Raw genomic sequence first — 23,253 nt, forward strand, 5'->3', positions numbered from 1 at the left:
GCTTACCGTACCGAGGTGACCAAAACTTCGAGCTCGATACCGGTAGTTGCGGTGAATAACTGTCGGCTCGGTTATCCGCGCATCCACGCGATGGCGCACGGTCAGAACGTTAACGATTGCCTCTATAAAGTTCGGGCGAGGAATATATGACCGAGCACGGCCTTACCTTGGTGTATTGACGCTGATCCATGCGCCGACTGCGCCCTGCTCGAAGCACTCGGACGATGGGGTTTCGGAAATATGGCTATGTCTTTGCTCAGGCGTTTCGACAATATCCAGTTCAAAGTGGTCAGCATCGCGGGCCTGAGTATCATAGGCGTGGTTGTCGCCCTTGCCGCGAGCGCGATCTATTTCGCCAACAGCTCCAACGATTTCGCCGAGGCGAAGATGGACGAGATCGCGGGCGAACAGACAACGGAAATTCTGATCAACCGCGCAGCGGCAGAGGCGGGTACCGTCAAGTCCGAGCTACGCGTCGCGATTGGTGCCGCTCGCGAAATGGCGACCGCGTTCTCCGTGCTTGCCGGTAGCGGAGCCGGTGCGACACCGCCCGAGCAACGCCGCGAGCAGTTGAATGCCGTCATGCAGCGGGTTCTCGAGCGCAATCCCACCATCAACGGCGCCTATTCGGCCTGGGAGCCGAATGCGCTTGATGGCAATGACGCGGCGTTCCGGAACCGCAAGGACACCGGCGCCGACGCGACGGGTCGCTTTCTGCCCTACTGGACGCGCGCTGGTGGCGGGACCTTCAAGGTCGAGCCACTCACGGGCCATGAAGACGCGTCGATCGGCTCAAACGGCCTGGCCACAGGCGTTTGGTATCTCGATCCGCGGGCAACCGGAAAAGAACGCATTGTCGGTCCTTTGACCTATCCGGCCGAAGGCAAGATCGAGTCTCTCGCCACCTTCGCCATCCCCGTGATGATCGACGGACAGTTCCGCGGCATCACCGGGGCGAACTTCAATCTCGGGTTCATTCAGGAGCTGGCGACCTCCGTTAATCAGTCGCTCTTCGATGGCAAGGGCTCCGTCCTTATCATCAGCGATAACGGTCTGATTATCGCCGACAGTGCAGACGCCAGCCTGATCGGCCAGGACGTGTCGCAAGCCGGTCCCAACTGGGTCAACAGCTTGGAGGCTGTGGCAGCAGCCGAGCCTATTGCCGTTGACGATCCGGCTCAGGACAACATCAACGTGTACTCGCCGATCAGGCTCAGCGACGATGGCGCGCCTTGGTCGTTCGCAATCTCCGTGCCGCGTGATGTTGCGTTGGCCCAGGTGACGGCCCTGCATGAGAGCCTTTCGGAACAGGCCTCATTTGCGACAATGGTTCAGGCTGGCCTGGGGCTCGCCATTGCGATTGTCGCTTGCCTGATCATGTTTTTGGCGGCGCGCAATATCGCAAAGCCGATCGAAAAGATCACAGCTGCCATGAAGGACCTGGTAAATGGAGACACCCAGTCTCCCATCCCCTTCCAGCAGCGCGGCGACGAAGTCGGGCAGATCGCAAATGCGGTCGAGGTGTTCCGCGAGAACGCCGTGAAGGTCAAACAGATGACCCACGCCGAGGTCGAAGCCGAACAACGTCGCCAGGAAGAGCGGGCCCGGATGATGCAGGAACTGCGGTCCGAGTTCGGACAGGTCGTTGACGCGGCGATTGCCGGCGACTTCAGCCAGCGCGTCGAGACCGAATTCCCGGACGCCGAACTCAATGCTCTGGCCAGCTCGGTGAATTCGCTGGTCGAGACCGTCGATCGTGGCATCGGAGAGACCGGTGAAGTTCTGGCCGCAGTTGCCGAAACTGACCTGACGCGGCGCATCACCGGCAACTACGAGGGTGCCTTCCAGCGCCTGAAGACTAGTACAAATGCCGTCGCCGATCGCCTGACCGAGGTTGTCGGGCAGATCAAGGAAACCTCGCGAGGCCTGAAGACGGCGACCGGCGAAATCCTCAGCGGCGCCAACGATCTGAGCGAGCGCACGACCAAGCAGGCGGCGACCATCGAGGAAACCTCGGCGGCCATGGAGCAGCTGGCGCACACCGTGATGAACAACGCCAAAAAGGCCGGCGCGGCATCCGAGCAGGCCAGCGGGGTCTCGCAGACCGCTGAGGAAGGTGGCGAGGTGATGCGTCAGGCCAATGAGGCCATGGACCGCATCTCCAGTTCCTCATCCAAGATCTCCAACATCATCGGCATGATCGACGACATCGCCTTCCAGACCAACCTGCTGGCGCTCAACGCTTCGGTCGAGGCGGCGCGGGCCGGCGAGGCGGGCAAGGGCTTTGCCGTGGTCGCCATTGAAGTGCGTCGCCTGGCCCAGTCTGCCGCCGAAGCCTCGTCCGAGGTCAAGGTTCTGATCGAGCAGTCTGGCGAGGAGGTGGCGGGCGGCACCAAGCTCGTCGCCAAGGCGGCCGAGAAGCTCTCGGTGATCCTGGACGCGGTCAGGTCCAATGCGACGGAGATGCAGGAAATTGCCAAGTACAGCCGCGAGCAGGCGTCCTCGATTGACGAGGTCAACGTTGCGGTGCGTCAGATGGATGAGATGACGCAGCACAATGCGGCGCTGGTCGAAGAGACGAACGCGGCCATCGAGCAGACCGACACCCAGGCCAGCAAGCTCGACGAAATCGTCGACGTGTTTACGCTTGCCGATACGGGCAGGGCGAACCACGCGGGCAAGCCGGAGGCGTCTTCCGCGCCGGCGACGGGCATCAAGGGCCTACAGGAAAAAGTGGTCAACGCCGCAAAAGCCTATCTGACCAAGGGCAATACCGCTCTCAAGGCCGACACCGAGTGGTCCGAGTTCTGAGGGCGCTGTCCCAAAACCTGAACGCCATCTGGTAGGGCAGCGCAAGAGCGCCGCGAAGCTCCAAGCCGAAGCCGCCCCCGCGCAAGCACAATAGCCCCAGCCAAGTCCGTCGCTTGGCTGGGGTTCTCCGTTTTCAGGCCGCGATGCTCCGTGGGCGTTGGGGCGCTCGCGGAGACTTGTCAGCAAGGGCGTTCGGTCAAAGGTGGCCATTTTCGCCCGCTCTGTGTATGCACGGCAGCATCGAACATGGCGCAAAGCCTCGTTTTTAAACGTGAGATGGAGTGCACACGAAACCGTGCCGCAACCCGAGAACTCAGCAAGTCCGCCACTAGCCGAAGCGCGTAAATTCTCTGTCGCGCCGATGATGGACTGGACGGATCGGCATTGCCGTTACCTGCATCGGCTGCTGACCGATCGGGCGTTGCTGTTCACCGAAATGGTCACCAGCCCGGCCGTGGTGCATGGTCCGCGCGATCGCCTGCTCGGCTTCGATCCGGCAGAGCAGCCGGTTGCGTTGCAGCTGGGTGGTTCCGACCCCGGGGAGTTGGCCGAGGCGACCCGGATCGCCGACGCCTACGGCTATGACGAGATCAATCTCAACGTCGGTTGCCCCTCCGATCGGGTCCAGTCGGGCCGCTTCGGCGCCTGCCTGATGGCCGAGCCTGAACTCGTCGCCGAATGCGTGCGGGCGATGCGCGGTGCCACCGATCGCCCGGTGACGGTGAAGTGCCGGATCGGCATCGACGACCAGGACACCGAGGAAAGCCTCGACCGCTTTGCTGACGCTATGGTCGGTGCGGGCGTCGACGCGCTCTACGTGCACGCCCGCAAGGCCTGGCTGCAGGGTTTGAGCCCCAAGGAGAACCGGGACATCCCGCGGCTCGACTATCCGCGGGTGCAGCGCCTTGCCCGGCGTCTGGCCCCGCTTCAGGTGGCTATCAACGGCGGCATCAAGACGCTCGATGCGGCCGAAGCCTTGCTGGCGGAAGGGGCGCTCGCCGGTGTCATGCTCGGCCGCGTCGCCTATCATGAGCCCATGATGCTGGCCGAGGTGGATGCCCGCCTCTTCGGCGTGCCGCAGCGCACGCGCACGCTGCGCGATGTGATCACCGCGATGGCCGGGTATGCCGAGCGCGAACTGGGGCGTGGCGCGCGGCTCAACAACATCACTCGGCACATGCTGGGCCTCGCGAATGGCCGGCCGGGCGCGCGCCAGTTCCGCCAGATCCTCAGTGTCGACGCGGCCAGGCGCGGAGCCGGCCCCGAGGTCATGCTGCGGGCGCTCGATATGGTCGAGCCGGAGCTTGCCGCCGCCGAATAGAGGTCAGCCCTTGCTGTCCCAGAAATCGGCTTGCAATCGCGCCGCCTCATCGGCGAGCAGCGGCCCGACGATCTCGGTGGGGCGCTGTCCGGCTTCGAAGACGATGTGGCAGGGCAGATCGAGCGTCGGGTTTTCCTCGTGGGCACCGGTCTGCGCCTTGAGATCGCGTTCGGTCTGGCCGAAGACGACACGCCCGATCCCGGCCCAGTAGATGGCGCCGGCGCACATCGCACAGGGTTCGGCCGAAGTGTAGAGCGTGCACTGCTGCAGCGCCTCGAGACTGAGGTTCCTGGCCGCCCAGGAGGCCAGCAGCCTCTCGGCATGGGCCGTGCGGTCGTTGCCCTCCGACGTAAAGCCGTTGCCCTGCACCCGCAGTACCTTGCCCTCGCCGTCGGCGAGCACAGATCCGAAAGGATGGTCTCCGCCCTCGCGGGAGCGCTTGGCGACCGCAAAGCTCTCGCGCAACAGCGCTTCGTCATAGGGGCGGATGGTGGCGTCGTTCATCGGGCAGTCTCCGTATCACTGCCGCGAATATGGACGACCCCGCGCGCTTTGTCAGTCCGTGAGCTCGAGTGTCGAGCCGCTGACCGAATAGCCGGTGAGGGTGCGCAGGAAGGTCATGCCGAGCAGGCTCGTCTCCAGCGCGTCCGTTTCTGCCACGAAGGCGCGCACGCGCTTGCGGATGATGCCGCCGACATCGACTTCGTCCAGCGTGACGCTGGCCGCCCGCCCGGTGCCATTGGCGGTGGAGACCGGCACCGTATAGGCGAGGCTGTCGGTATCGAGCCCTGCCGCCACGGCATCGTCATGGGTCAGAACGATGGCGCTGGCGCCGGTATCGAAGATGGTGCGCACCGGGGTGCCATTGATCCCGGCATTGATCTGGAAATGACCGTCCCGGCCGGAGCGGAAGCGCACCGAACCGCCTTCGCTGGCGACGATGGCTTCACCGGGGATCAGTTCGCCAAATACCCGCGCCGCGACATCCTGCAGATCGTCGCGATAGGTGTAGACCAGCGCCGCCATGCTGAATACGCAGATCCACAGCACGAGATTGCCGAGGAGTTCGGACAGCCGGTAGCGCCTGGCAAACATACCGCCAGCGAAAACGACCAGCAGGATCACCATCGGGATCAGACTGCCGGTCTGTTGCTGGGTCAGGCCCACCAGACTGCCGGCATCTGCGCTGATCAGCAGCGCGAGACCGACGGAAATGGCGATGGCAAAGGCAATGAACAGCATGCGAACCCGGGACTGTGGTCGGGATCAGTCCCGGCCTGGGGATAATGGGGTGCATCGGAACGATTTCCAAGCGGACTGTTTGCCGCTCACGCGAAGATCATCAGCACCGTGAGGCTGGCGATCTCGATCAGAGCCCCCAGCGCGCCGATCAGATCGCCGGTCTGCCCGCCGATCAGCCGGCGGCAGATTTGGCTCCATCCAAGGGCCACGCCTGCCGCTACGAAGACGGCCAGCACAACGCCGAGCAGGCTGGTGAACGGTGCTGCGAAAACGAAGGCAAGTAGCGCCGCAAAGCCTGCGCCGATGAAAAAGCCTCGGCGCCTGAGGCGGCCCACGCTGGCAGATGCACCGCCTTCACGGGCCGGATGCAGGTCCACGGTGAGCCAGAGCGCCCCGCTGCGGCCCAGGATTTCCACGGCGAGCCAGACCCCGGCAGCCGCCAGCGGATTTATCGCCGCCAGGCTGCCCAGCGCCGTGATCCGCAGCGCTATGAACAGCACCATGGCCGATACGCCATAGGTGCCGTGCCGGCTGTCCTTCATGATCTCGAGCCGTCGCTCGATGGTCGACCCGCCAATCAGCCCGTCGGCGGTATCGCCCAGCGCATCCTCGCCCATGGCGCCGGTGACGGCGATCATTGCGCCGACCGCCAGCGTCGCGGCCATCAGGCCCGGCAGGCCGACAAGCGCGCCGAGCAGCAGCAGCAGCGCCGGCCCGATGCCGATAACCAGGCTGGTGAACGGCAGGCCGAGCGCGATGCGGGTGAGGTCAGGCTTTTCGAAGGGGCGGTCGCCGGTCGGCAGGCGCGAGTAAAACCGCAGACCCATCAACAGATCGTCGCTCCAGCGCCAGCTCTGCGCCGGCGCATCGGGGTGATTGTCCTGCCGCGGACGGTCGGGTTTCGGCTGATCGGGATCGAATTGCAAATAGGCCTCGCCTGGTCCACAAGCTGCCAACCCTTACCATCCCGAACTTCGGAGTCGCTACAGCCATGGCCTCGCCTTTCGCCGATATCCTCGAACTGCTGCAGCTGGCACCCGATGGCGACGAGACAGCCGTGGCTGCCGTGCGGGAACACGATCTGCAACTGACGAAGCCGCCTGGCTCGCTGGGGCGGATGGAAGACCTGGTGACATTTCTAGCGCGCTGGCAGGGCAAGGAAACCCCGACGCTGGACAACCCGATGGTCGCGATCTTTGCCGCCAATCACGGCGTCACCGATCAGGGCGTCTCGGCCTTCCCGCGCGAAGTGACGGCGCAAATGGTCGCCAATTTCACCAATGGTGGCGCCGCCATCAGCCAGATCTGCGCGCTACACGAGATCAACCTGAGGGTATTCGAGCTGGCGCTGGAACTGCCCACCGGCGACATTACCCGCGAAGCCGCGATGGATGATCGCATGTGCGCCGCCACCATCGCCTACGGCATGGAAGCGGTGGAAGGTAAGCCTGACCTGCTGGCCATCGGCGAGATGGGGATTGGCAACACCACGGTCGCCGCCGCGCTCTATGCGGCGCTGTTCGGCGGCACGGGCGCCGACTGGGTCGGCCGCGGCACGGGTGTCGATGATGCGGGGCTGACGCGCAAGGCCGAGGCGGTCGATGCGGCGCTCGCCCATCATGGCGATACGCTGACCGATCCGCTGGCCATTCTGGCCCGGCTGGGCGGGCGCGAAATCGCTGCCATGCTCGGCGCCATCATCGCCGCACGCCAGCAGAAGATCCCGGTCATCGTCGATGGCTTCGTCGCCACCTCGGCTGCCGCGATCGCGCAGGCCGTGTCGCCGGGGGCCATCGATCATTGCATCTTCGGTCATGTCTCGGCCGAGCATGCCCATCAGCGGGCGCTCGATGCCATGGGCGTCCGGCCGTTGCTCAATCTCGACATGCGGTTGGGGGAGGGGACTGGCGCTGCGCTGGCGGCGGTGCTGGCCAAGACCGCGCTGCACCTGCACAACAATATGGCGACCTTCGCCAGCGCCGGGGTCAGCAACAAGGGGTGATTGGAAGCGCGATTGTGGCAAAGCCGCTGCGAAATTGCCGCGGTATCGCCAGCGCGATGAACGGGTTCTGACGGTGGGCGTCGGCGCTCAGCCGACGTCCGAGTAGATCTCGAGCCGATTGCGGTCTTCGATCACCGGGGCGAGGGCCTTCATGACGCGCGCACGGGGGAAGGTGGCGATCGCCTCGGTGCCGAAGCGCACCTTGGAGAACAGGTCGAACCGGCCCTGGTGCAGTTCCATGATCTTCTGAACGATCGGCAGGCCGAGCCCGGCACCCTGTTCGGCCGATTTCTGCGCCAGCGAGCCTTGGCCAAAGCTGGAGAGTACGGTCTCCATCTCCTCTTCCGGGATTCCCGGGCCATTGTCGCGCACGCTGATCAACTGACCGCCATCGGCCGAGCGGGCGACCTTGAGCAGCACCTTGCCGGACTGCGATGTGAACTTGATGGCATTTGACAACAGGTTGAGCACCACCTGCCGGGTGGCCCGTTCGTCGCCCCACAGCTTAGGCAGGTCGTCGGCATAGGCACAGGTCAGGGTGATCGACTTGCTGTTGGCGCGGATCTCCAGCATGCGCCGGCAGTCTTCGGCGATGTCGACCAGCGATATCGCTTCTTCGTTGAGTTCGTACTTGCCCGCTTCGATCCGGCTGAGATCGAGCAGCTCGTTGATCAGCGTCAGCAGGTGCTGGCCGGAGCGATGAATGTCGCCGGCATATTCCTTGTATTGCCTGACTTCATGTGGTCCGAGAAGTTCTGACTGCAACACCTCGGAAAACCCTATGATTGCGTTGAGCGGCGTGCGCAGTTCATGGCTCATCGTGGCGAGAAACTGTGACTTGGCGATATTGGCCTGCTCGGCGTGCCGGCGCGCTTCGTCGCTCATCTCCCGGGCTTCCTCCAGCTCGGTGATCAGCGTTTCCTTTTCCGACTGGTAGGCGGCCATCCCGAGTTTGGAGAGGTAAAGCTTGCGCGCCAAATAGACGAAGAACACTTCACCGGCGACGAGCACCGCCGCCAGCGAAAAGTTCAACGCGCCGCCTTCTAGGAGCAGAAAAACGGTGAGCGCGATGGACGCGGGCAGGGTGCTGCCCAGGGTGCCGCGTGGCAGCGAACTGGTGGTCACCGCATTGGTCGCGGTGCCGACCAGCACCATGGCGAACATGGCGACGCTCAGATTGGCGGACGGCCCCACCATCAGCTCGAACTGCATCAGCGAGGCCCAGGCAAAACCGTGCAGCAGTTCTGCCAGCCCGAAGGTCATTGTCCAGCGCCTGGCATCCGGCGCATCGGCCTGGGCTTCGAAGCGATGGGCCAGATAGATGACCACCGCGTTGGTAGCGATGACCAGCGCAGCCCAGGCGAGGGCTGAAACCGCCGGCGCCCACAGCATGGCGAACAGGGCAAGCACCACCACGACGGCAGGAATGACGAGCATGCTCTTGAGCCGCGAACTGGCGTACTCATGCAGCAGGTCGAAATCGAAAGCGACACGGGTGCCGGAGGTGGAGGTGAGGCGTTGCCGGGCATCGAACACCGTACGCCGCGACGTACGTTTGGTCTCGCGGCCCGTCGGGGCGCGCACGGTCCTGTCGTGCATCGCGGGCTTCGCCAGCATCATTGGTTACTCAAACTAAAGCTGCGAAGTTAAAACGCCTTCGCTACACTGCATCGCATCCTAGTTTCGGTATGGTTAAGGGACCATGAAACGACGCCCGCCACCCCGGCCTGCCTGGGCGCGTCGCCGTCATTCTCGGCGGCTGACGGCGCGCCGCATGCGTGCGTGGCGGTTTGGCCTCGTAGCGGGCACTGTTCTGACGCTGGGTCTCATCTCCTATCTGCTGGCACCTGCCTCGACGCGACTTCGGCCGGTACCCGGTCCGATGACGGGGCAGGTCGAGCGGGTGATGGATGGTGACAGCTTCGTTCTGAATGGCGTCGGCATCCGCCTCGCCGACATCGATGCGCCGGAATACGACCAGCTGTGCCAGGACGCCGGCGGGGCGGACTGGCCTTGCGGCCGGGTCGCCGGGCAGCGCCTGCGCACACTGTTGACGACCGGCGTGGCCTGCACCTCCTCCGGTTGGGACAGCTATGATCGCGTGCTTGCGCGCTGCAGTGCGCAGGACACCGATATTGCCGGCACGATGGTGGCCGAAGGTCTCGCCATTTCCTCCGGCGCCTATGCCACCGAACAGGCCGAAGCCCGCGCGGCGCGGCGCGGTTTGTGGGCCGGCACGTTCGTGCCACCGCGGCAGTTCAGGCAGTCAAACGGGACAGCCGACAGCCCGACGCGCCTTGAGAGGTTCGTGACCACTTTGGGCGAGTGGATCGGGAGTTGACAGGCGCAAGTTATTTGCGTTGATGGCGCTTGGGGGATGGGATCGGTTGCGCAGGGTCGCGAAATTGCTCCCATTTGAAGAAACAGTTTTCGCCGGGGGCATTGTCTGTGGATAAGATCGACCGCAAAATTCTAGCGCTGCTTCAAAAGGATGCGACCACGCCTGTCGCAGAAATCGGACGCAAGGTCGGCCTGTCCACCACGCCCTGCTGGCGTCGAATTCAGAAGATGGAGGAGGACGGCATTATCCGCGGCCGTGTCGCCATTCTCGATCCGGTCAAGGTCAACGCCGGCGTGACGGTTTTCGTCTCGATCCGTACCAGCGAACACAATGATGCCTGGATGCGGAAATTCGGCGCTGTGGTCGACGACTTTAGTGAAGTGGTAGAGTTTTACCGCATGAGCGGCGAGACAGATTATCTGCTGCGCGTCGTGGTCCCCGATATTGGTGCGTATGACGCCTTTTACAAAAAGCTGATCTCGCGCATCGCACTGTCGGATGTGAGCTCGTCCTTCGCCATGGGGCAGATCAAGTACACGACAGCCCTGCCGCTTGAGTATGCGCTCGTCCCTGACGACGATAAGTGAAGCGAAGGCGGAAGTCAGTCGCGCCGCGATGTCTGCGCTGCCAGCGATAGTCGTTCAGCACGTTATAGTTCGGCTTTGCACAAGCGCTGACACATCTCACTGCTGTCAGATGATCGCTTGAGTACCGAGACGCAGTGAAAGTTGTGCCTCAAGTCCAGAAGGACAGCCGCATTGCCGGCCTCTCGTTACGAATTCATGCGAAATTTGTCACGAATTTTCCGACATCGCTGGGAAACGTGCTGAGGATGCTTCATCCAAAAGAAATATTGTTATAGTATTTTTCCTCACGTGAAGTATAATTATATGTATGTAGCACCTACATGCACGATATTTGGCAAGTGTAAAGGCATTAACACTTACATATCATCTGGAAATACGCGGCGTCGATTAATTCTGTAACCCATCATTAATGCTGCGCGCTGTATCTCTTGTCGCAATCCTGGCGAAGGATCGCTGCAATGAGGGAGCACATAATGGTGCTGGGAATAGGAAAGTTCGGGCGTAGCACAAACCGGCGCACGGACGCCGATGCGGTTGTGGATGCAATATCCAAATCGCAGGCGATCATCGAATTCTTGCCCGATGGCACCATTCTGACAGCGAACGAGAATTTCCTCTCGGCGTTGGGTTATTCGCTCGACGAAATTGTCGGCAAGCATCACAGCATCTTCGTTGAGCCCGACATGGTGGCCAGCGCCGAATATCGCCAGTTCTGGGACAATCTGCGCAGTGGCCAGTTCCAGTCCGCCGAGTACCTGCGCTTGGGCAAGGGCGGACGCGAGGTCTGGATCCAGGCGAGCTACAATCCAGTTCTCGATGCCAAGGGCGCGGTGGCCAAGGTGGTGAAATTTGCCACCGACGTCACGCAGCAAAAGTTGCAGGCGGCCGAGAACGCCGGCCAGATCGAAGCAATCTCCAAGTCGCAAGCGGTTATCGCCTTTACCCCGACCGGTGAGATCCTCGAAGCCAACGACAATTTCTGCGATGCACTCGGCTACCGGCCGGAGGAGATCAAGGGGCGGCACCACTCGATGTTCGTCGAGACCGAATTCGCCAACACTCCGGAGTATCGTGACTTCTGGAAAAAGCTGGCGGCGGGGGAGTATCAGGCAGCTGAATATCTGCGCATCGGCAAGAACGGCAAGCGTGTCTGGATCCAGGCGTCCTACAACCCGATCCTCGATGCCCGCGGTCGCGTCTTCAAGGTCGTGAAATTCGCGACCGACGTCACCGAACGCAAACAGGCCGTTGAGAACATCGGCGCCAGCCTGGCCCAGCTCGCGCAGGGTGACCTGCGGTGCAAGCTCGAGCACAAGATGCCGGGGGAACTCGAAGACGTACGCACCGCGTTCAACAACTCGGTCGACAGTTTCAGCGCGATCATCTCGCGGCTGCGTGAGACCTCCGGTGCCCTGCGAACGGCGACTGCCGAGATCCTGTCCGGCGCCAATGATCTTGCCGAGCGGACGACACGGCAGGCTGCTGCGATCGAGGAGACCTCGGCCGCCATGGAGCAACTGGCGTCAACCGTTACGGAAAACTCAAAGAGCGCGGATCTCGCCAACACCAAGTCGCAGTCCATGGAAACATCGGCGACCGAGGGCGGCGAGGTGATGCGGCAGGCCAATGATGCGATGCAGCGTATTACGGAGTCTTCGGCCAAGATCTCCAACATCATCGGCATGATCGACGACATCGCCTTCCAGACCAACCTGCTGGCGCTCAACGCTTCGGTAGAAGCCGCGCGTGCCGGTGACGCGGGCAAGGGCTTTGCGGTGGTGGCCATCGAGGTGCGGCGGCTGGCCCAGTCGGCAGCGGGTGCGTCTGCTGAGGTCAAGACGCTCATCGAGCAGTCTGCTGGTGAGGTTGCCGCGGGCTCCCGTCTCGTCTCGCAGGCGGCACAGCGGCTCAATGACATGCTGGGCGCCGTCTCGGAGAACAGCGGTCTGGTGAAGGGCATCGCCCAGGCCAGCCAGGAACAGTCCAATGCGATTGCCGAGGTCTCGACCGCGGTGCGCCAGATGGACGAGATGACCCAGCACAACGCCGCGCTGGTTGAGGAAATCAATGCCTCGATCGAGCAGACCGAGTCCCAGGCCAGCGAACTCGACCAGGCTGTCGACGGCTTCGTGCTCAGTGATGCCCGGGGTGGGGGTGGCACCGCTGCCGCCGCCAAGGTCGTCCCGGCAGCTGCCCGACCGGCGCCGACGCGTGCGAGCGAGCCGAGCCCCAAAGTCAATGCGGCGGCGCGCAACTATCTGAGCGACGGTAATGCCGCAATATCGGCTGACTGGAGCGAGTTTTAACCCAGCCGTTCTGGCCGCTAACCGCCTGTCACGCTCATGTGGCGTGACAGGGCAGGGGCCGCATGCTCGCGGTCCAGCACAAAGTCATGGCCCTTGGGCTTGAGCAGCATGGCCTGATCGAGTGCCGCATCAAGCGCCCCTGGCCCGCCGTCGCGCAGCGCCGCGCGCAGGTCGACCATCGAATCCTGACCCAGGCACATGTAGAGCTGACCCGTCGCGGTCAGCCGCACCCGGTTGCAGCTTTCGCAGAAGTTGTGGCTCATCGGCGTGATGAAGCCGAGCAGGCCACCAGTTTCCGCCACGCGGTCATAGCGGGCCGGACCGCCGGTCTTGTGATGGCTCGGTTCCAGCGTGAAGCGAGAGGCCAGCCGCTCCCGCAACTCGCGCAGCGGCAGATAGGTGTCGACCCGGTCGATCCCGGTTTCGCCCAGCGGCATGCCCTCGATCAGCGTCAGCCCGTAGCCGCGGCCGTGGGCCCAGTGCATCATCGGCTCGATCTCGTCGTCATTGACGCCCCGCATGGCGACCATGTTGATCTTGATCTTCAGCCCGGCCTCGCTGGCCGCATCGAGCCCGTCCAGCACCTCGTCGAGCCGACCGCGACGCGTCACCTCGGCAAACTTTTTGTGCTCGAGCGTATCGAGTGACACGTTGAGCCGGCGCACACCGGCCTGATAAAGGCCTGCCGCATGGCGCCGCAGCTGGCTGCCATTGGTGGTGAGCGTCAGCTCCTCAAGACCGTCGCCGATGCGGCTGCCGATGCTGTCGACCAGTTGCATGATGTCGCGCCGCACCAGCGGTTCGCCACCGGTGAGCCGCACTTTGCGCACGCCGCGGCGGACGAACGCACCGACGATCGTCTCGATCTCTTCATAGCTGAGCACCTCCTTGCGGGGCAGGAAGCTCATGTGCTCGCTCATGCAGTAAACGCAGCGGAAATCGCAGCGGTCGGTCACCGACACGCGCAGATAGCTGATGGTGCGGCCATAGCGGTCGACCAGAGGGTCGGTGGTGCCGCGTGGGGCGATGTCGGACTGCGAAATCAGGGTATGGGCCATGGCGCGACAATAACGCTGCGGCGGCTTGCCGGAAAGCACCCCTGCGTGATCGGCGGCAAAACAAAACGGCCGGCAGAGCTGCCGGCCGTTTTCAGATTTCGCTATGGTGCTGCCTTACGGGCGGACGACCACCAGGGCACCGACGCGGACCCGCGAATACAGATCGGTCACATCGTCATTGGTCAGCCGGATGCATCCCGAGGACACGGCGTGGCCGATGGTCCAGGGCTCGGACGTACCGTGGATACGATACAGCGTCGAACCAATGTACAGGGCACGTGCACCCAGCGGATTGTCGGGGCCGCCCGGCATATAGGCCGGCAGATCCGGAACGCGCTTGCGCATCGCTGCCGGCGGCGTCCAACCCGGCCACTCGGCCTTGCGGGTGATCTTGTGCTGGCCCGACCAGCGGAAGCCGTCGCGCCCGACACCAATGCCGTACTTCAGGGCCTTGCCGCCCTCGAGCACCAGATACAGCCGCCGCTCACTCGTCTCGACGACGATTGTGCCGGGCTTCAGGTTGGTCTCATAGGCAACGGTCGTCTTCGGGATGGAGCTGCTCCGGCGCGAGCTGGAAGACTTGCCACCCATTTCGACCCAGCCGCCAGCGCTGGTGTCCCACACCTTGGCGGCCTGCGCCGGTACGATCGTCGAAACCGCAAGTATTGCCGACAGGAGTCCGGCAACCACGGTCTTAGTCATGCTCATCATTGTCAAACTGCGCCTCATGAAGATTGTCGGCCCCACTTCGGCCCCCGCCGAACAGACTCGGAACGTATTAATTGGTTCTCGACCACACGAGAACGGTTTTTGCCGTGATTCGGTCACACAAAGGTCACCAGAAGCGCACTGTGTTGCCCGTCTGCATCAATTGCCAATTCACCAATCTGTGAGAACGCGCTAGATGGCCCGTGCAATGGAGGATCACAAACTGTCTGAGGATTTCAAGCAACAGGCGGCCCAGGCGGCGCTCGTCGAATTGCGTCCCGGGATGCGGCTGGGGCTGGGCACCGGCTCGACGGCCAAGCACTTCGTCGACCTCGTCGGCCGTGAGGTGGCCAATGGGTTGGAGGTCGTCTGTGTGCCGACGTCGGAGAAAACAGCGGCACAGGCGAGGGAATTGGGCATTCCGCTGACCGACCTCGAAGCGACCCCCGAGCTCGACCTCACCGTCGATGGCGCCGACGAGATCGGGCCGGGCCTGGCGCTGATCAAGGGCGGGGGCGGGGCGCTGTTGCGCGAGAAGATCGTCGCCGCTGCCTCGAAGCGCATGGTGGTGATCGCCGATGCATCGAAGGACGTCGAAACGCTTGGTGCCTTTCCGCTGCCGATCGAGGTCAATCTGTTCGGCTTCGGCGCGACGCTGCAAAGGCTCGAAAATGTGCTGAAGGACTTCGGTGCCGAGGGGCAAGCGGTGCGCCGCGTCACGGACACTGGCGAGGCCTTTACCACTGACGGCGGTCACGCCATCGTCGATGCATTATTTGGCCGCATTCCGCAGCCAGAAGCGCTGTCTTTGGCACTGCTGGACATTCCGGGGGTGGTCCAGCACGGGCTGTTCCTGAACCTGTGCAGCCGCGCCTATGTCGCGGGGCCGGGTGGCATCAAGATCGTCGACGCTTGAGTCCATTGCCGTTTCAAGGCAAACGGAGAGGGCGCGAATGGGGAACACGAGATAATGACAGGCACGAATTCGATGAAGAACATGATCAGGCGCGGGCGTATCCTGGTGGCCATGACCGTCGCCATTGTGGTCGGCGCGCTGTCGGCGGTGCCGGCGCAGAGCCAGGAACTGACGCCGGAACATCTCGAGCTGGCGCGGCGCTATATCGAGCTGACCGACCATTCGGGCATGTATGAAGCCACCATCGTGCAGGCCGGCATCAACACTATGCGCCAGCTGCTGCCGACCAATCCCGATATCGCCGAACCGCTGAACGAGGCGATCGAGACGGTGCTCAAGAGCTTCAAGGGCCGCAAGAACGAGCTCTATGACCAGTTCGCCCGTGTTTATGCGTTGACCTTCTCCGAGGATGAGCTGCAGGAGATCGTCGCCTTTTACGAGTCGCCGACCGGCATGAAGCTCGCCAAGGCCAGTGCGGGCCTGACGCGGACCAACAGCCGCGTGCTGACGATTTTCCGCGACAACCTCGGCAAGGAGTTCTTTGCCGCGGTGCGCGCCGAGCTGAAGGAAAAGGGCATCGAGACCTGAGCTTTCGGCATCAGCATTTCGAGGGGCTTCGCCACGGGTGGAGCCCCTTTTGAATTTCAGGGGGCTGCATATGGAACATGATTACGACCTGCTGGTCATTGGTGCTGGATCCGGCGGCGTGCGCGCGGCCCGTGTCGCGGCGGGACATGGTGCCCGCGTGGCGATCATCGAGGAATATCGGGTCGGCGGCACCTGCGTGATCCGCGGCTGTGTCCCCAAAAAGCTCTATGTCTTCGCCTCGCGCTTCTCCGACATGTTCGATCTCGCGCCCAGCTTCGGCTGGACCGTCGATGCCAACTTTGACTGGCCGACGCTCGTTGCCAACAAGGAAAAGGAAATCACCCGGCTCGAAGGCGCCTATGTTTCTGGCCTTGAGGGGACGGGCGCCGAGGTGATCCGCGACCGCGCCGAGATCACCGGCCCGAACACGCTGCGCCTCGTCAACGCCGACCGCGAACTGAGCGCGCGCTACATCCTTGTCGCCACCGGCGGTCACCCTTTCGTGCCCGACATTCCTGGGCGGGAGCTTGGCATCACCTCGGATGAGGCGTTTGACCTCGAGACCCTGCCGAACTCGATACTCATCGAGGGCGGCGGCTACGTCGCGGTCGAGTTCGCCACCATCTTTGCCGGGCTCGGCGTCGATACCACCATCGTTTATCGCGGTGACTGCATCCTGCGCGGCTTCGACGAGGATCTGCGTGAGGGCCTCGATGCCGGGCTGGAACGCCGCGGCATCCGCCGCATCTACCAAACCAATGTCACCGCGTTGCGCAAGCAGGACGACAAGGTCTGCGCCAGCTTCTCCGATGGTGTCGATGCGCCCTTCGATGTTGTGATGTTCGCCACCGGCCGACGTCCCAATGTACGTGGCCTCGGGCTCGACAAGGCCGGTGTGAAACTGGCCACCAATGGCGTGGTCGAGGTCGACGCCTATTCAAAGACCAATGTGCCCTCGATCTATGCCGTGGGCGATGTGACGGGCCGGGTCGCGCTGACCCCGGTCGCAATCCGCGAAGGGCAGGCGTTTGCCGAGACGGTGTTCAACGACAACCCGACGGCCGTCGATCATTCGCTGATCGGCACGGCGGTCTTCGCCGAGCCTGAGAGCGCGGCGATCGGCCTGACCGAAGCGGAAGCGGCGACGCATGGCGATATCGATGTCTATATCGCCAAGTTCCGGCCGATGATGAACACGCTGTCGACGCGCTCCGAGCGCATGCTGATGAAGCTCATTACCGAAGCCGACGGCGGCAAGGTGCTGGGCCTGCACATTCAGGGGGCAGGGGCCGCCGAGATGGTGCAGCTGGCGGCCATCCCCATGGGCATGCAGGCCAACAAGGCCGATTTCGATCGCGCAATTGCCATGCATCCCACGGCCGCCGAGGAGCTCGTGACCTTCAAGGCGCCGACCCATATCTATCGCGACGGCGTGAAGCAGGACTGAGCGCACGCCCGCCGCACGCGGTGGGTCGGTATGGTTTATGCCGGGATCGGGGAAACAAAAAGGCGAGCGGAGATCGTGTCTCCCTCGCCATGATTATCGTCTAGCCTTGGGTGGGGATTGCGTCAAGCCGGGGGTGGTGTGCCATGGAGATGGCCCCTGTTCCGTCAAAGGAGCCTGACGATGCCTGCTTCAGCCACCACATTCGCGCAATCCTATTTCCACGGCACACGCGCGGACCTCGCACCCGGCGACTTGATCGCTGTCGGGCACGCGTCGAATTTCGACAAGTCCGTCTCTTTGTCCTGGGTCTATTGCACCGCAACGCTCGATGCAGCGATCTGGGGCGCCGAATTCTCCGCCGGCGAGGGCGCCGGACGCATCTATGTCGTCGAGCCGACCGGCCCCGTGGAGGATGATCCGAACCTCACGGACAAGAAGTTTCCCGGCAATCCGACGCTGTCCTTTCGCTCGCGCTCGCCGCTGCGGATCGTGGGCGAAGTCACGAAATGGCAAGGCCATCCACCCGAACGGCTCATGCAGATGAAGGAGGGGCTCGCCCGGCTGCAGGCTTCGGGTGAGGCTCATATCATCGACTAGAAACGATGCAGCACGCGAGGCGCCCCCCTGCGGGCGCCGTTTGCCTTTCCGGCACTTGCGGCTTGGCACATTGGCGGCATCTTGCTAGACCGCCCGCCGAAGGGTGGAGGTGCCGCCCGTAACAGCGACAAAAGACCATGACCGAGACGTGGACCCCGCAATCCTGGCGGCACAAACCGATTTCGCAGGTGCCAACCTATCCCGATCCTGAACGGGTCGCGGCGGTGGAGAGCCAGCTCGCCACATTCCCGCCACTGGTATTCGCGGGTGAAGCGCGCGAGCTGAAGCATCAGCTGGCCGAGGTTGCGGCGGGCCGGGCCTTCCTGCTGCAGGGCGGTGACTGCGCCGAGAGCTTTGCCGAGCACGGCGCCGATCACATCCGCGACTTCTTCCGTGTCTTCCTGCAGATGGCCGTCGTTCTGACCCATGGCGCCTCCAAGCCCGTGGTCAAGGTCGGCCGCATCGCCGGCCAGTTCGCCAAGCCGCGCTCGTCCGACACCGAGACCATCGATGGCGTGACGCTGCCCTCCTATCGCGGCGACATCATCAACGACATCGGTTTCACCGAGGACTCGCGGGTGCCCGATCCCGAGCGCCTGCTGCTCGCCTACCGGCAATCCGCGGCGACGCTGAACCTGCTGCGCGCCTTCGCCAGCGGCGGTTTTGCCGAACTGACCCGCGTCCACGAATGGACCATGGGCTTCATGAAGGATTCCCGGGCCTATCCGCGCTTTGAGGAACTGGCCGGCAAGATCGACTCGGCCATCGACTTCATGCGGGCGATGGGCCTGACGCCTGAAAATACCCCGGCGCTGCGCGAAACCAAATTCTACACCTCTCACGAGGCACTGCTGCTCGGCTACGAGGAGGCGCTGACCCGCCGCGACTCCATTAGCGGCGATTATTACGCGACCTCGGGCCACATGCTGTGGATCGGCGATCGCACCCGCCAGCCGGACGCGGCGCATGTCGAATATTTCTCCGGCCTGCGCAATCCGATCGGCATCAAGTGCGGCCCCAGCCTCGCCACCGACGACCTGCTGAAACTGCTCGACAAGCTCAACCCCGAAGACGAGGCTGGTCGTATCACGCTGATCGGGCGCTTCGGTGCCGACAAGGTCGAGGAGCATCTGCCCCGTCTGGTCGAGGCCGTGAAGGCGGCCGGGCGCACCGTTGTGTGGTGCTCCGATCCGATGCACGGCAACACCATCAAGGCCTCGAGTGGCTTCAAGACCCGGCCCTTCGACCGCGTTCTGTCGGAAGTGAAGAGCTTTTTCGACGTCCATCGTTCGCTCGGCACCTATGCCGGCGGCATCCACATCGAAATGACCGGCGACGACGTGACAGAATGTGTCGGTGGCGGCGTGTCGGCGGTGACCGAAGCCAGTCTCAAGGATCGCTATCACACCTATTGCGATCCGCGGCTCAATGCGTCGCAGTCGCTGGAACTGGCCTTCCTCGTCGCCGAGGAGCTGCAGGCCCACAGGCCGGCACGCGAAGCGCGCACGGCGTTCGGATAAATCTTGGCATCGCGTGAACGCGGGACGATGCTGCCGCGTTCACCTGTTGTGCGGTTCTGTGCCGGACATCCTGAACTGCGCCCCGGGCGGAGAGCCGATGCCTAATACCCTGTTTCCGACGGCCCCCGTCGATCTGAAGTCCCGCCTCGACGCGGACGAGATGACGCACCGCACCAATAGCTTCGACTGGGACGCAACCGAGCTCGGGCCGATGTCGGACTGGCCGGAAGCCCTGCGCTCCGCCGTCCGGATGATCATGGTCTCCGATGTGCCAATGGCCATCATGGCCGGCCGGCGCGACGGCGTGATGATCTATAACGGCGGCTATGCCGTGGTCGCTGGAAATCGGCACCCGGGGTGCTTCGGGCAACCCGTGCTCGAGGCCTGGCCCGAGGTCGCGGACTTCAACCGTGAGAACCTGCGCCGAGGCTTTGCCGGCGAGAGCTGGTATTTGGCCGACCAGGAGCTGGTGTTCAACCGCTCCGGTGAACCCGAAACGGTGTTCATGAACCTGAACTACTCGCCCGTACGCGCGGAGGATGGCACCATCCTCGGCGTCCTGGCGATCGTGGTGGAAACCACCGGCCGGGTGCGCACCGAGCGGGCCCTGGCCCAGAGCCGCGAAAAACTCGAGCTGGCGCTGAACGCGTCGGGCATGGTCGGTATCTGGGAGTGGGATCTCGTTGCCGGAAAGATCTCCGCCGATGAGCGCTTTGCGCGGCTGTTCGGCGTCAACGAGGAGGCGGCCCGGGAGGGCCTGTCGATCGAAGAGTTCGTCCGCGCCATACATCCCAGCGATCGCGAGCGGGTCGAAGCCGAGATCACCAAGGCCATCGCCGATGGTGGACGTGCAAAGATCTCCTACCGGTTGCCCCAGACCGACGGCTCGATCCGCTGGGTCGACGCGTCAGGAACCGTGATTTCAGATGCCGAGGGCAGGCCGCTGCGCTTCCCCGGCATCATCGTCGATATCACCGAACAGCGGCGGGTCTCAGAGCAGCTCGCGGAATCCGAGATGCGCTTTCGCACTCTCGCCGACACCATGCCGCAGATGGTCTGGTCGGCGCTGCCCGACGGCCATCACGACTATTACAACGCCCGCTGGTACGAATATACCGGCGTGCCGGAAGGCTCGACAGACGGCGAGGGGTGGAACAGCGTGGTCCATCCTGACGATCAGCAGCGGGCCCGGGAAAGCTGGCGCCACAGCCTCGAAAGCGGCGAGCCCTATCGCATCGAGTATCGCCTGCGCCACCATTCGGACGCCTATCGCTGGGTCCTGGGTCAGGCCCTGCCGATCCGGGATTCTGCCGGCAAGATCGCGCGCTGGTTCGGCACCTGCACCGATATCCATGAGGACAAGCTGGCCGCCGAGGAACGCGAGGTCATTGCGGAGGAACTGAGCCACCGCATCAAGAACATCTTCGCGGTGATCGGCGGCATCATCAGCCTGGCCGTGCGCTCGCATCCTGAAGCCGGCGATTTCGCCAAGACCTTGCGTGGGCGACTAATGGCACTGGGACGGGCCCATGATTTCGTGCGGCCACATTCGCAGCGATCAGCGCCTACCGTTGCGCCGACATCGCTTTTCGGCCTGATCGAGGACCTGCTGAGTCCCTACAAGCAGACAGAGGCGTCGCGCATCAGTCTTCAAGGCGACAACACCAAGATTGACGACGGCGCTGCCACGCCGCTCGCCCTGCTGTTTCATGAACTGGCGACGAACGCGGCGAAATACGGCGCGCTGTCAACGGCTGAGGGCAGTATCGAGGTTACGGGGAAACTCGACGGCGATACCTATCGCATGACCTGGGTCGAGCGCGGGGGGCAGCCTGTAAAACAGGGCACGCCGAACGGGTTCGGCTCACGGCTCATCGATCTGAGCATCAAGGGGCAGATGAAGGGAACGTTTGAGAAGCGCTACGGCGATGAGGGGATCGAACTCGAGATGTCGATACCGATCGCCTCGCTCAGCCGGCAAGCGGCTCTGAAGACCCGGAAGAACCTCCCACCGGGAGACTGAACAGCTTCAACCGCGAAGGCGGGTTCGGTGCCGGATTCTGCTGCTTGAACAGCGCAACAGCATAGTCGACGGCCTGCTTGATTTCGCTGTCGGTCACCGGCTTGGGAATGACGCCAACGGTGCCAGGAACGCCTTGACCCAGCTGAGCCGGATTGGCCGTCATGTAAACGACCGTCACGCCGCCATCTGCGAGCTTGCGGCCCACATCGATGCCGGTGGCGCCATCGACGAGATTGAGATCGACGAACGCGATCTCGGCCTGCTTGCCAAGCTCGAGCGCACTCCGACTGTCGGCAGCGATGCCGATGGGCTCGTGGCCCATATCTTCCAGAATGCTCTCGAGTTCGGTGGCGACAAAAATCTCGTCTTCGACCACCAGCACGCGGCAACTCATCGTTTCACTACCCGTCTATTCAGCTTCGAATTCATGGACCAAACTCCCGAGGACCGTCTCAGGTTGCAACATGCGCAGCATGCACATGTCGCATAGCAATGATGTGGGTGAACTGATTAGGAAAAGGTTCCGGAAGCATACGTAACAGAAGTGACTAGAGTTCATGCTGGCGTTTGGCAAGTCCGCTTAGGGGAACATTAACCCTAATCGATCATGAATAAGGCCTGTTCGCAGTTTGTCGCGGAGTACCCTTATGTCTCGTCTTACATCCAGTCTCGCGCTGGTGCTTGCCGCCATGGCCACGCCCGCAGTGGCTGCCGATTGGAGTGAGGACTGGGCCGGTGAAACCGACATGCGCGGCGGCTATTTCCACGAACCGAAAGACTGGTCCGGCCTGGGCGACGAGGACGACAGCATCGCGATCGAGACCGGGGTTCGGTACTGGTACTCGTGGGGCAGCCAAGACCACAATATTGGGTCGGACAACTTCACGACGACCGATAACGCTCATACCGGCGAGCTGCACCTGCGCATCGACGACTATCAGAGCCGCAGCTACGTGAAAGCCTGGGCCGGCTACAGTGCCGCAATCAATGGCAGCTACGACAGCCCGATCGGCAGCGGCGATATCGTCGACGGCCAGATTGGCTATGCCGGCGCCGATTTCGGCTGGAACGTGCTGGGTGACGGACGCGGTAGCGGGCTGGGTGGTCTTGTCGGCTATGCCTACTGGAATGACTCCCCACGTACCGATCGGGTCAGTTTCAGCACGGCCACCTCGGGTGACGACGTCACCTTCAACGAGGATACCGGCATCATCAATTTTCCCGGCGACAGCACGGACTCCAACATCGACCTGCACATGCTGCGGCTCGGTGTGTCCGGCAAGGCCGATTTCAGCGACGGGTTGTTCGACATTTCGGGCGAGGTCGCCGCAGTTCCCTATGCTGCCATCAATGGCGTGATTGGCAATCATGGCATCAGTTCAGGCGGACTGACGCCTGCCGGCAATCCAAACTTCGTCAAGACGTCCGAAACCAATATTGCGGGCTGGGGCTACGGCGGCATGGCCGAGGTGATGGTGGGCGTGCAGCCGATCGAGAACCTGACGTTCCGCATCGGTGGACGTGCCTGGTATGTCCAGGGCACTTACGATGCCACCTACTCGGCGGCGCAGGTCACGGATCCTACGGATAGCGATGCTCTCGAAGATCCTGACTTCGATACCGCGCCCACCCTGGCGAACCAGAACTACATCGTGACCGCCAATCCCTTCTCGATGTTGCGCTATGGACTACTCGCCGAGCTGACCTACAAGTTCTGATCACCGGCTGACGCCGTCCGGCATTTGCGGCCGCTTGCCCCCACCGGGGCGAGCGGCTAAGTCTTGCC

Annotated in this window: 20 protein-coding genes; 13 read left to right on the forward strand and 7 right to left on the reverse strand. The window is 63.1% G+C overall.

What is annotated here, in order from left to right:
* The first annotated feature begins 246 nt into the window (after window positions 1–246).
* Both ACN0TK_RS09300 and dusA read left to right on the forward strand, forming a co-directional pair.
* Window positions 247–2,811: a methyl-accepting chemotaxis protein gene (locus tag ACN0TK_RS09300; RefSeq protein WP_417309204.1), complete on the forward strand. Its 2,565-nt coding sequence runs from the start codon at window positions 247–249 to the stop codon at window positions 2,809–2,811.
* A 295-nt stretch (window positions 2,812–3,106) separates the two neighbouring features.
* Window positions 3,107–4,132 carry a tRNA dihydrouridine(20/20a) synthase DusA gene (gene dusA, locus ACN0TK_RS09305; protein WP_417309205.1) on the forward strand — a complete coding sequence of 342 codons (1,026 nt, stop codon included), beginning with the start codon at window positions 3,107–3,109 and terminating at the stop codon, window positions 4,130–4,132.
* A gap of 3 nt (window positions 4,133–4,135) precedes the next feature.
* On the opposite strand, the gene ACN0TK_RS09310 is transcribed toward dusA, so the two are convergent.
* The 3 genes from ACN0TK_RS09310 to ACN0TK_RS09320 all read right to left on the reverse strand — a co-directional run bounded on the left by ACN0TK_RS09310 (window position 4,136) and on the right by ACN0TK_RS09320 (window position 6,300).
* A complete protein-coding gene (locus tag ACN0TK_RS09310) occupies window positions 4,136–4,636 on the reverse strand; it encodes a nucleoside deaminase (RefSeq protein ID WP_417309206.1) in 501 nt (166 codons plus the stop codon).
* Between the two features lie 51 nt (window positions 4,637–4,687).
* Window positions 4,688–5,374, reverse strand: coding sequence for a retropepsin-like aspartic protease family protein (locus tag ACN0TK_RS09315; RefSeq protein WP_417309207.1), 687 nt, complete (start codon window positions 5,372–5,374; stop codon window positions 4,688–4,690).
* Window positions 5,375–5,460: 86 nt separating this feature from the next.
* Entirely contained in the window at window positions 5,461–6,300 is an 840-nt protein-coding gene (locus ACN0TK_RS09320) for an adenosylcobinamide-GDP ribazoletransferase (RefSeq protein ID WP_417309208.1), read from the reverse strand.
* A gap of 65 nt (window positions 6,301–6,365) precedes the next feature.
* Here ACN0TK_RS09320 and cobT point away from each other — a divergent pair, with 65 nt between their 5' ends.
* Complete coding sequence (gene cobT, locus ACN0TK_RS09325) at window positions 6,366–7,376, forward strand: nicotinate-nucleotide--dimethylbenzimidazole phosphoribosyltransferase (protein WP_417309209.1); 1,011 nt, start codon at window positions 6,366–6,368, stop codon at window positions 7,374–7,376.
* An 87-nt stretch (window positions 7,377–7,463) separates the two neighbouring features.
* Here the strand turns inward: cobT and ACN0TK_RS09330 are convergent, their stop codons facing one another.
* Window positions 7,464–8,996, reverse strand: coding sequence for a sensor histidine kinase (locus ACN0TK_RS09330; protein WP_417309210.1), 1,533 nt, complete (start codon window positions 8,994–8,996; stop codon window positions 7,464–7,466).
* Window positions 8,997–9,150: 154 nt separating this feature from the next.
* Here ACN0TK_RS09330 and ACN0TK_RS09335 point away from each other — a divergent pair, with 154 nt between their 5' ends.
* The 3 genes from ACN0TK_RS09335 (at window position 9,151) to ACN0TK_RS09345 (ending at window position 12,610) form a co-directional block, all read left to right on the forward strand.
* Window positions 9,151–9,717 carry a thermonuclease family protein gene (locus ACN0TK_RS09335; protein WP_417309211.1) on the forward strand — a complete coding sequence of 189 codons (567 nt, stop codon included), beginning with the start codon at window positions 9,151–9,153 and terminating at the stop codon, window positions 9,715–9,717.
* Window positions 9,718–9,824: 107 nt separating this feature from the next.
* Window positions 9,825–10,304: an Lrp/AsnC family transcriptional regulator gene (locus ACN0TK_RS09340; RefSeq protein WP_417309212.1), complete on the forward strand. Its 480-nt coding sequence runs from the start codon at window positions 9,825–9,827 to the stop codon at window positions 10,302–10,304.
* A 458-nt stretch (window positions 10,305–10,762) separates the two neighbouring features.
* Window positions 10,763–12,610 carry a methyl-accepting chemotaxis protein gene (locus tag ACN0TK_RS09345; protein WP_417309213.1) on the forward strand — a complete coding sequence of 616 codons (1,848 nt, stop codon included), beginning with the start codon at window positions 10,763–10,765 and terminating at the stop codon, window positions 12,608–12,610.
* Window positions 12,611–12,627: 17 nt separating this feature from the next.
* Here ACN0TK_RS09345 and moaA read toward each other — a convergent pair whose 3' ends face one another.
* Window positions 12,628–13,668, reverse strand: coding sequence for a GTP 3',8-cyclase MoaA (moaA, locus tag ACN0TK_RS09350; protein ID WP_417309214.1), 1,041 nt, complete (start codon window positions 13,666–13,668; stop codon window positions 12,628–12,630).
* Window positions 13,669–13,782: 114 nt separating this feature from the next.
* Window positions 13,783–14,259, reverse strand: coding sequence for a L,D-transpeptidase (locus tag ACN0TK_RS09355; protein WP_417309341.1), 477 nt, complete (start codon window positions 14,257–14,259; stop codon window positions 13,783–13,785).
* A 313-nt stretch (window positions 14,260–14,572) separates the two neighbouring features.
* Between ACN0TK_RS09355 and rpiA the strand changes: the two genes are divergently transcribed.
* The 6 genes from rpiA to ACN0TK_RS09385 all read left to right on the forward strand — a co-directional run bounded on the left by rpiA (window position 14,573) and on the right by ACN0TK_RS09385 (window position 21,467).
* Complete coding sequence (gene rpiA, locus ACN0TK_RS09360; protein WP_417309215.1) at window positions 14,573–15,292, forward strand: ribose-5-phosphate isomerase RpiA; 720 nt, start codon at window positions 14,573–14,575, stop codon at window positions 15,290–15,292.
* A 54-nt stretch (window positions 15,293–15,346) separates the two neighbouring features.
* A complete protein-coding gene (locus ACN0TK_RS09365) occupies window positions 15,347–15,880 on the forward strand; it encodes a DUF2059 domain-containing protein (RefSeq protein WP_417309216.1) in 534 nt (177 codons plus the stop codon).
* A gap of 70 nt (window positions 15,881–15,950) precedes the next feature.
* A complete protein-coding gene (gene gorA, locus ACN0TK_RS09370; RefSeq protein ID WP_417309217.1) occupies window positions 15,951–17,327 on the forward strand; it encodes a glutathione-disulfide reductase in 1,377 nt (458 codons plus the stop codon).
* A gap of 180 nt (window positions 17,328–17,507) precedes the next feature.
* On the forward strand, window positions 17,508–17,924 hold the full coding sequence (gene arr / locus ACN0TK_RS09375; protein WP_417309218.1) for an NAD(+)--rifampin ADP-ribosyltransferase: 417 nt from the start codon (window positions 17,508–17,510) through the stop codon (window positions 17,922–17,924).
* Window positions 17,925–18,061: 137 nt separating this feature from the next.
* Window positions 18,062–19,444: a class II 3-deoxy-7-phosphoheptulonate synthase gene (locus ACN0TK_RS09380; protein ID WP_417309219.1), complete on the forward strand. Its 1,383-nt coding sequence runs from the start codon at window positions 18,062–18,064 to the stop codon at window positions 19,442–19,444.
* A gap of 97 nt (window positions 19,445–19,541) precedes the next feature.
* Window positions 19,542–21,467: a PAS domain-containing protein gene (locus ACN0TK_RS09385; protein WP_417309220.1), complete on the forward strand. Its 1,926-nt coding sequence runs from the start codon at window positions 19,542–19,544 to the stop codon at window positions 21,465–21,467.
* On the opposite strand, the gene ACN0TK_RS09390 is transcribed toward ACN0TK_RS09385, so the two are convergent.
* A complete protein-coding gene (locus tag ACN0TK_RS09390) occupies window positions 21,415–21,861 on the reverse strand; it encodes a response regulator (RefSeq protein WP_417309221.1) in 447 nt (148 codons plus the stop codon). The genes ACN0TK_RS09385 and ACN0TK_RS09390 overlap by 53 nt on opposite strands.
* Window positions 21,862–22,114: 253 nt before the next feature.
* Between ACN0TK_RS09390 and ACN0TK_RS09395 the strand changes: the two genes are divergently transcribed.
* Window positions 22,115–23,185 (forward strand): hypothetical protein, encoded by a 1,071-nt coding sequence (locus ACN0TK_RS09395; RefSeq protein WP_417309222.1) that lies wholly within the window; start codon window positions 22,115–22,117, stop codon window positions 23,183–23,185.
* Window positions 23,186–23,253: the final 68 nt, after the last annotated feature.

It is taken from the genome of Devosia sp. (assembly GCF_048261455.1).
Taxonomy (GTDB): domain Bacteria; phylum Pseudomonadota; class Alphaproteobacteria; order Rhizobiales; family Devosiaceae; genus Devosia_A.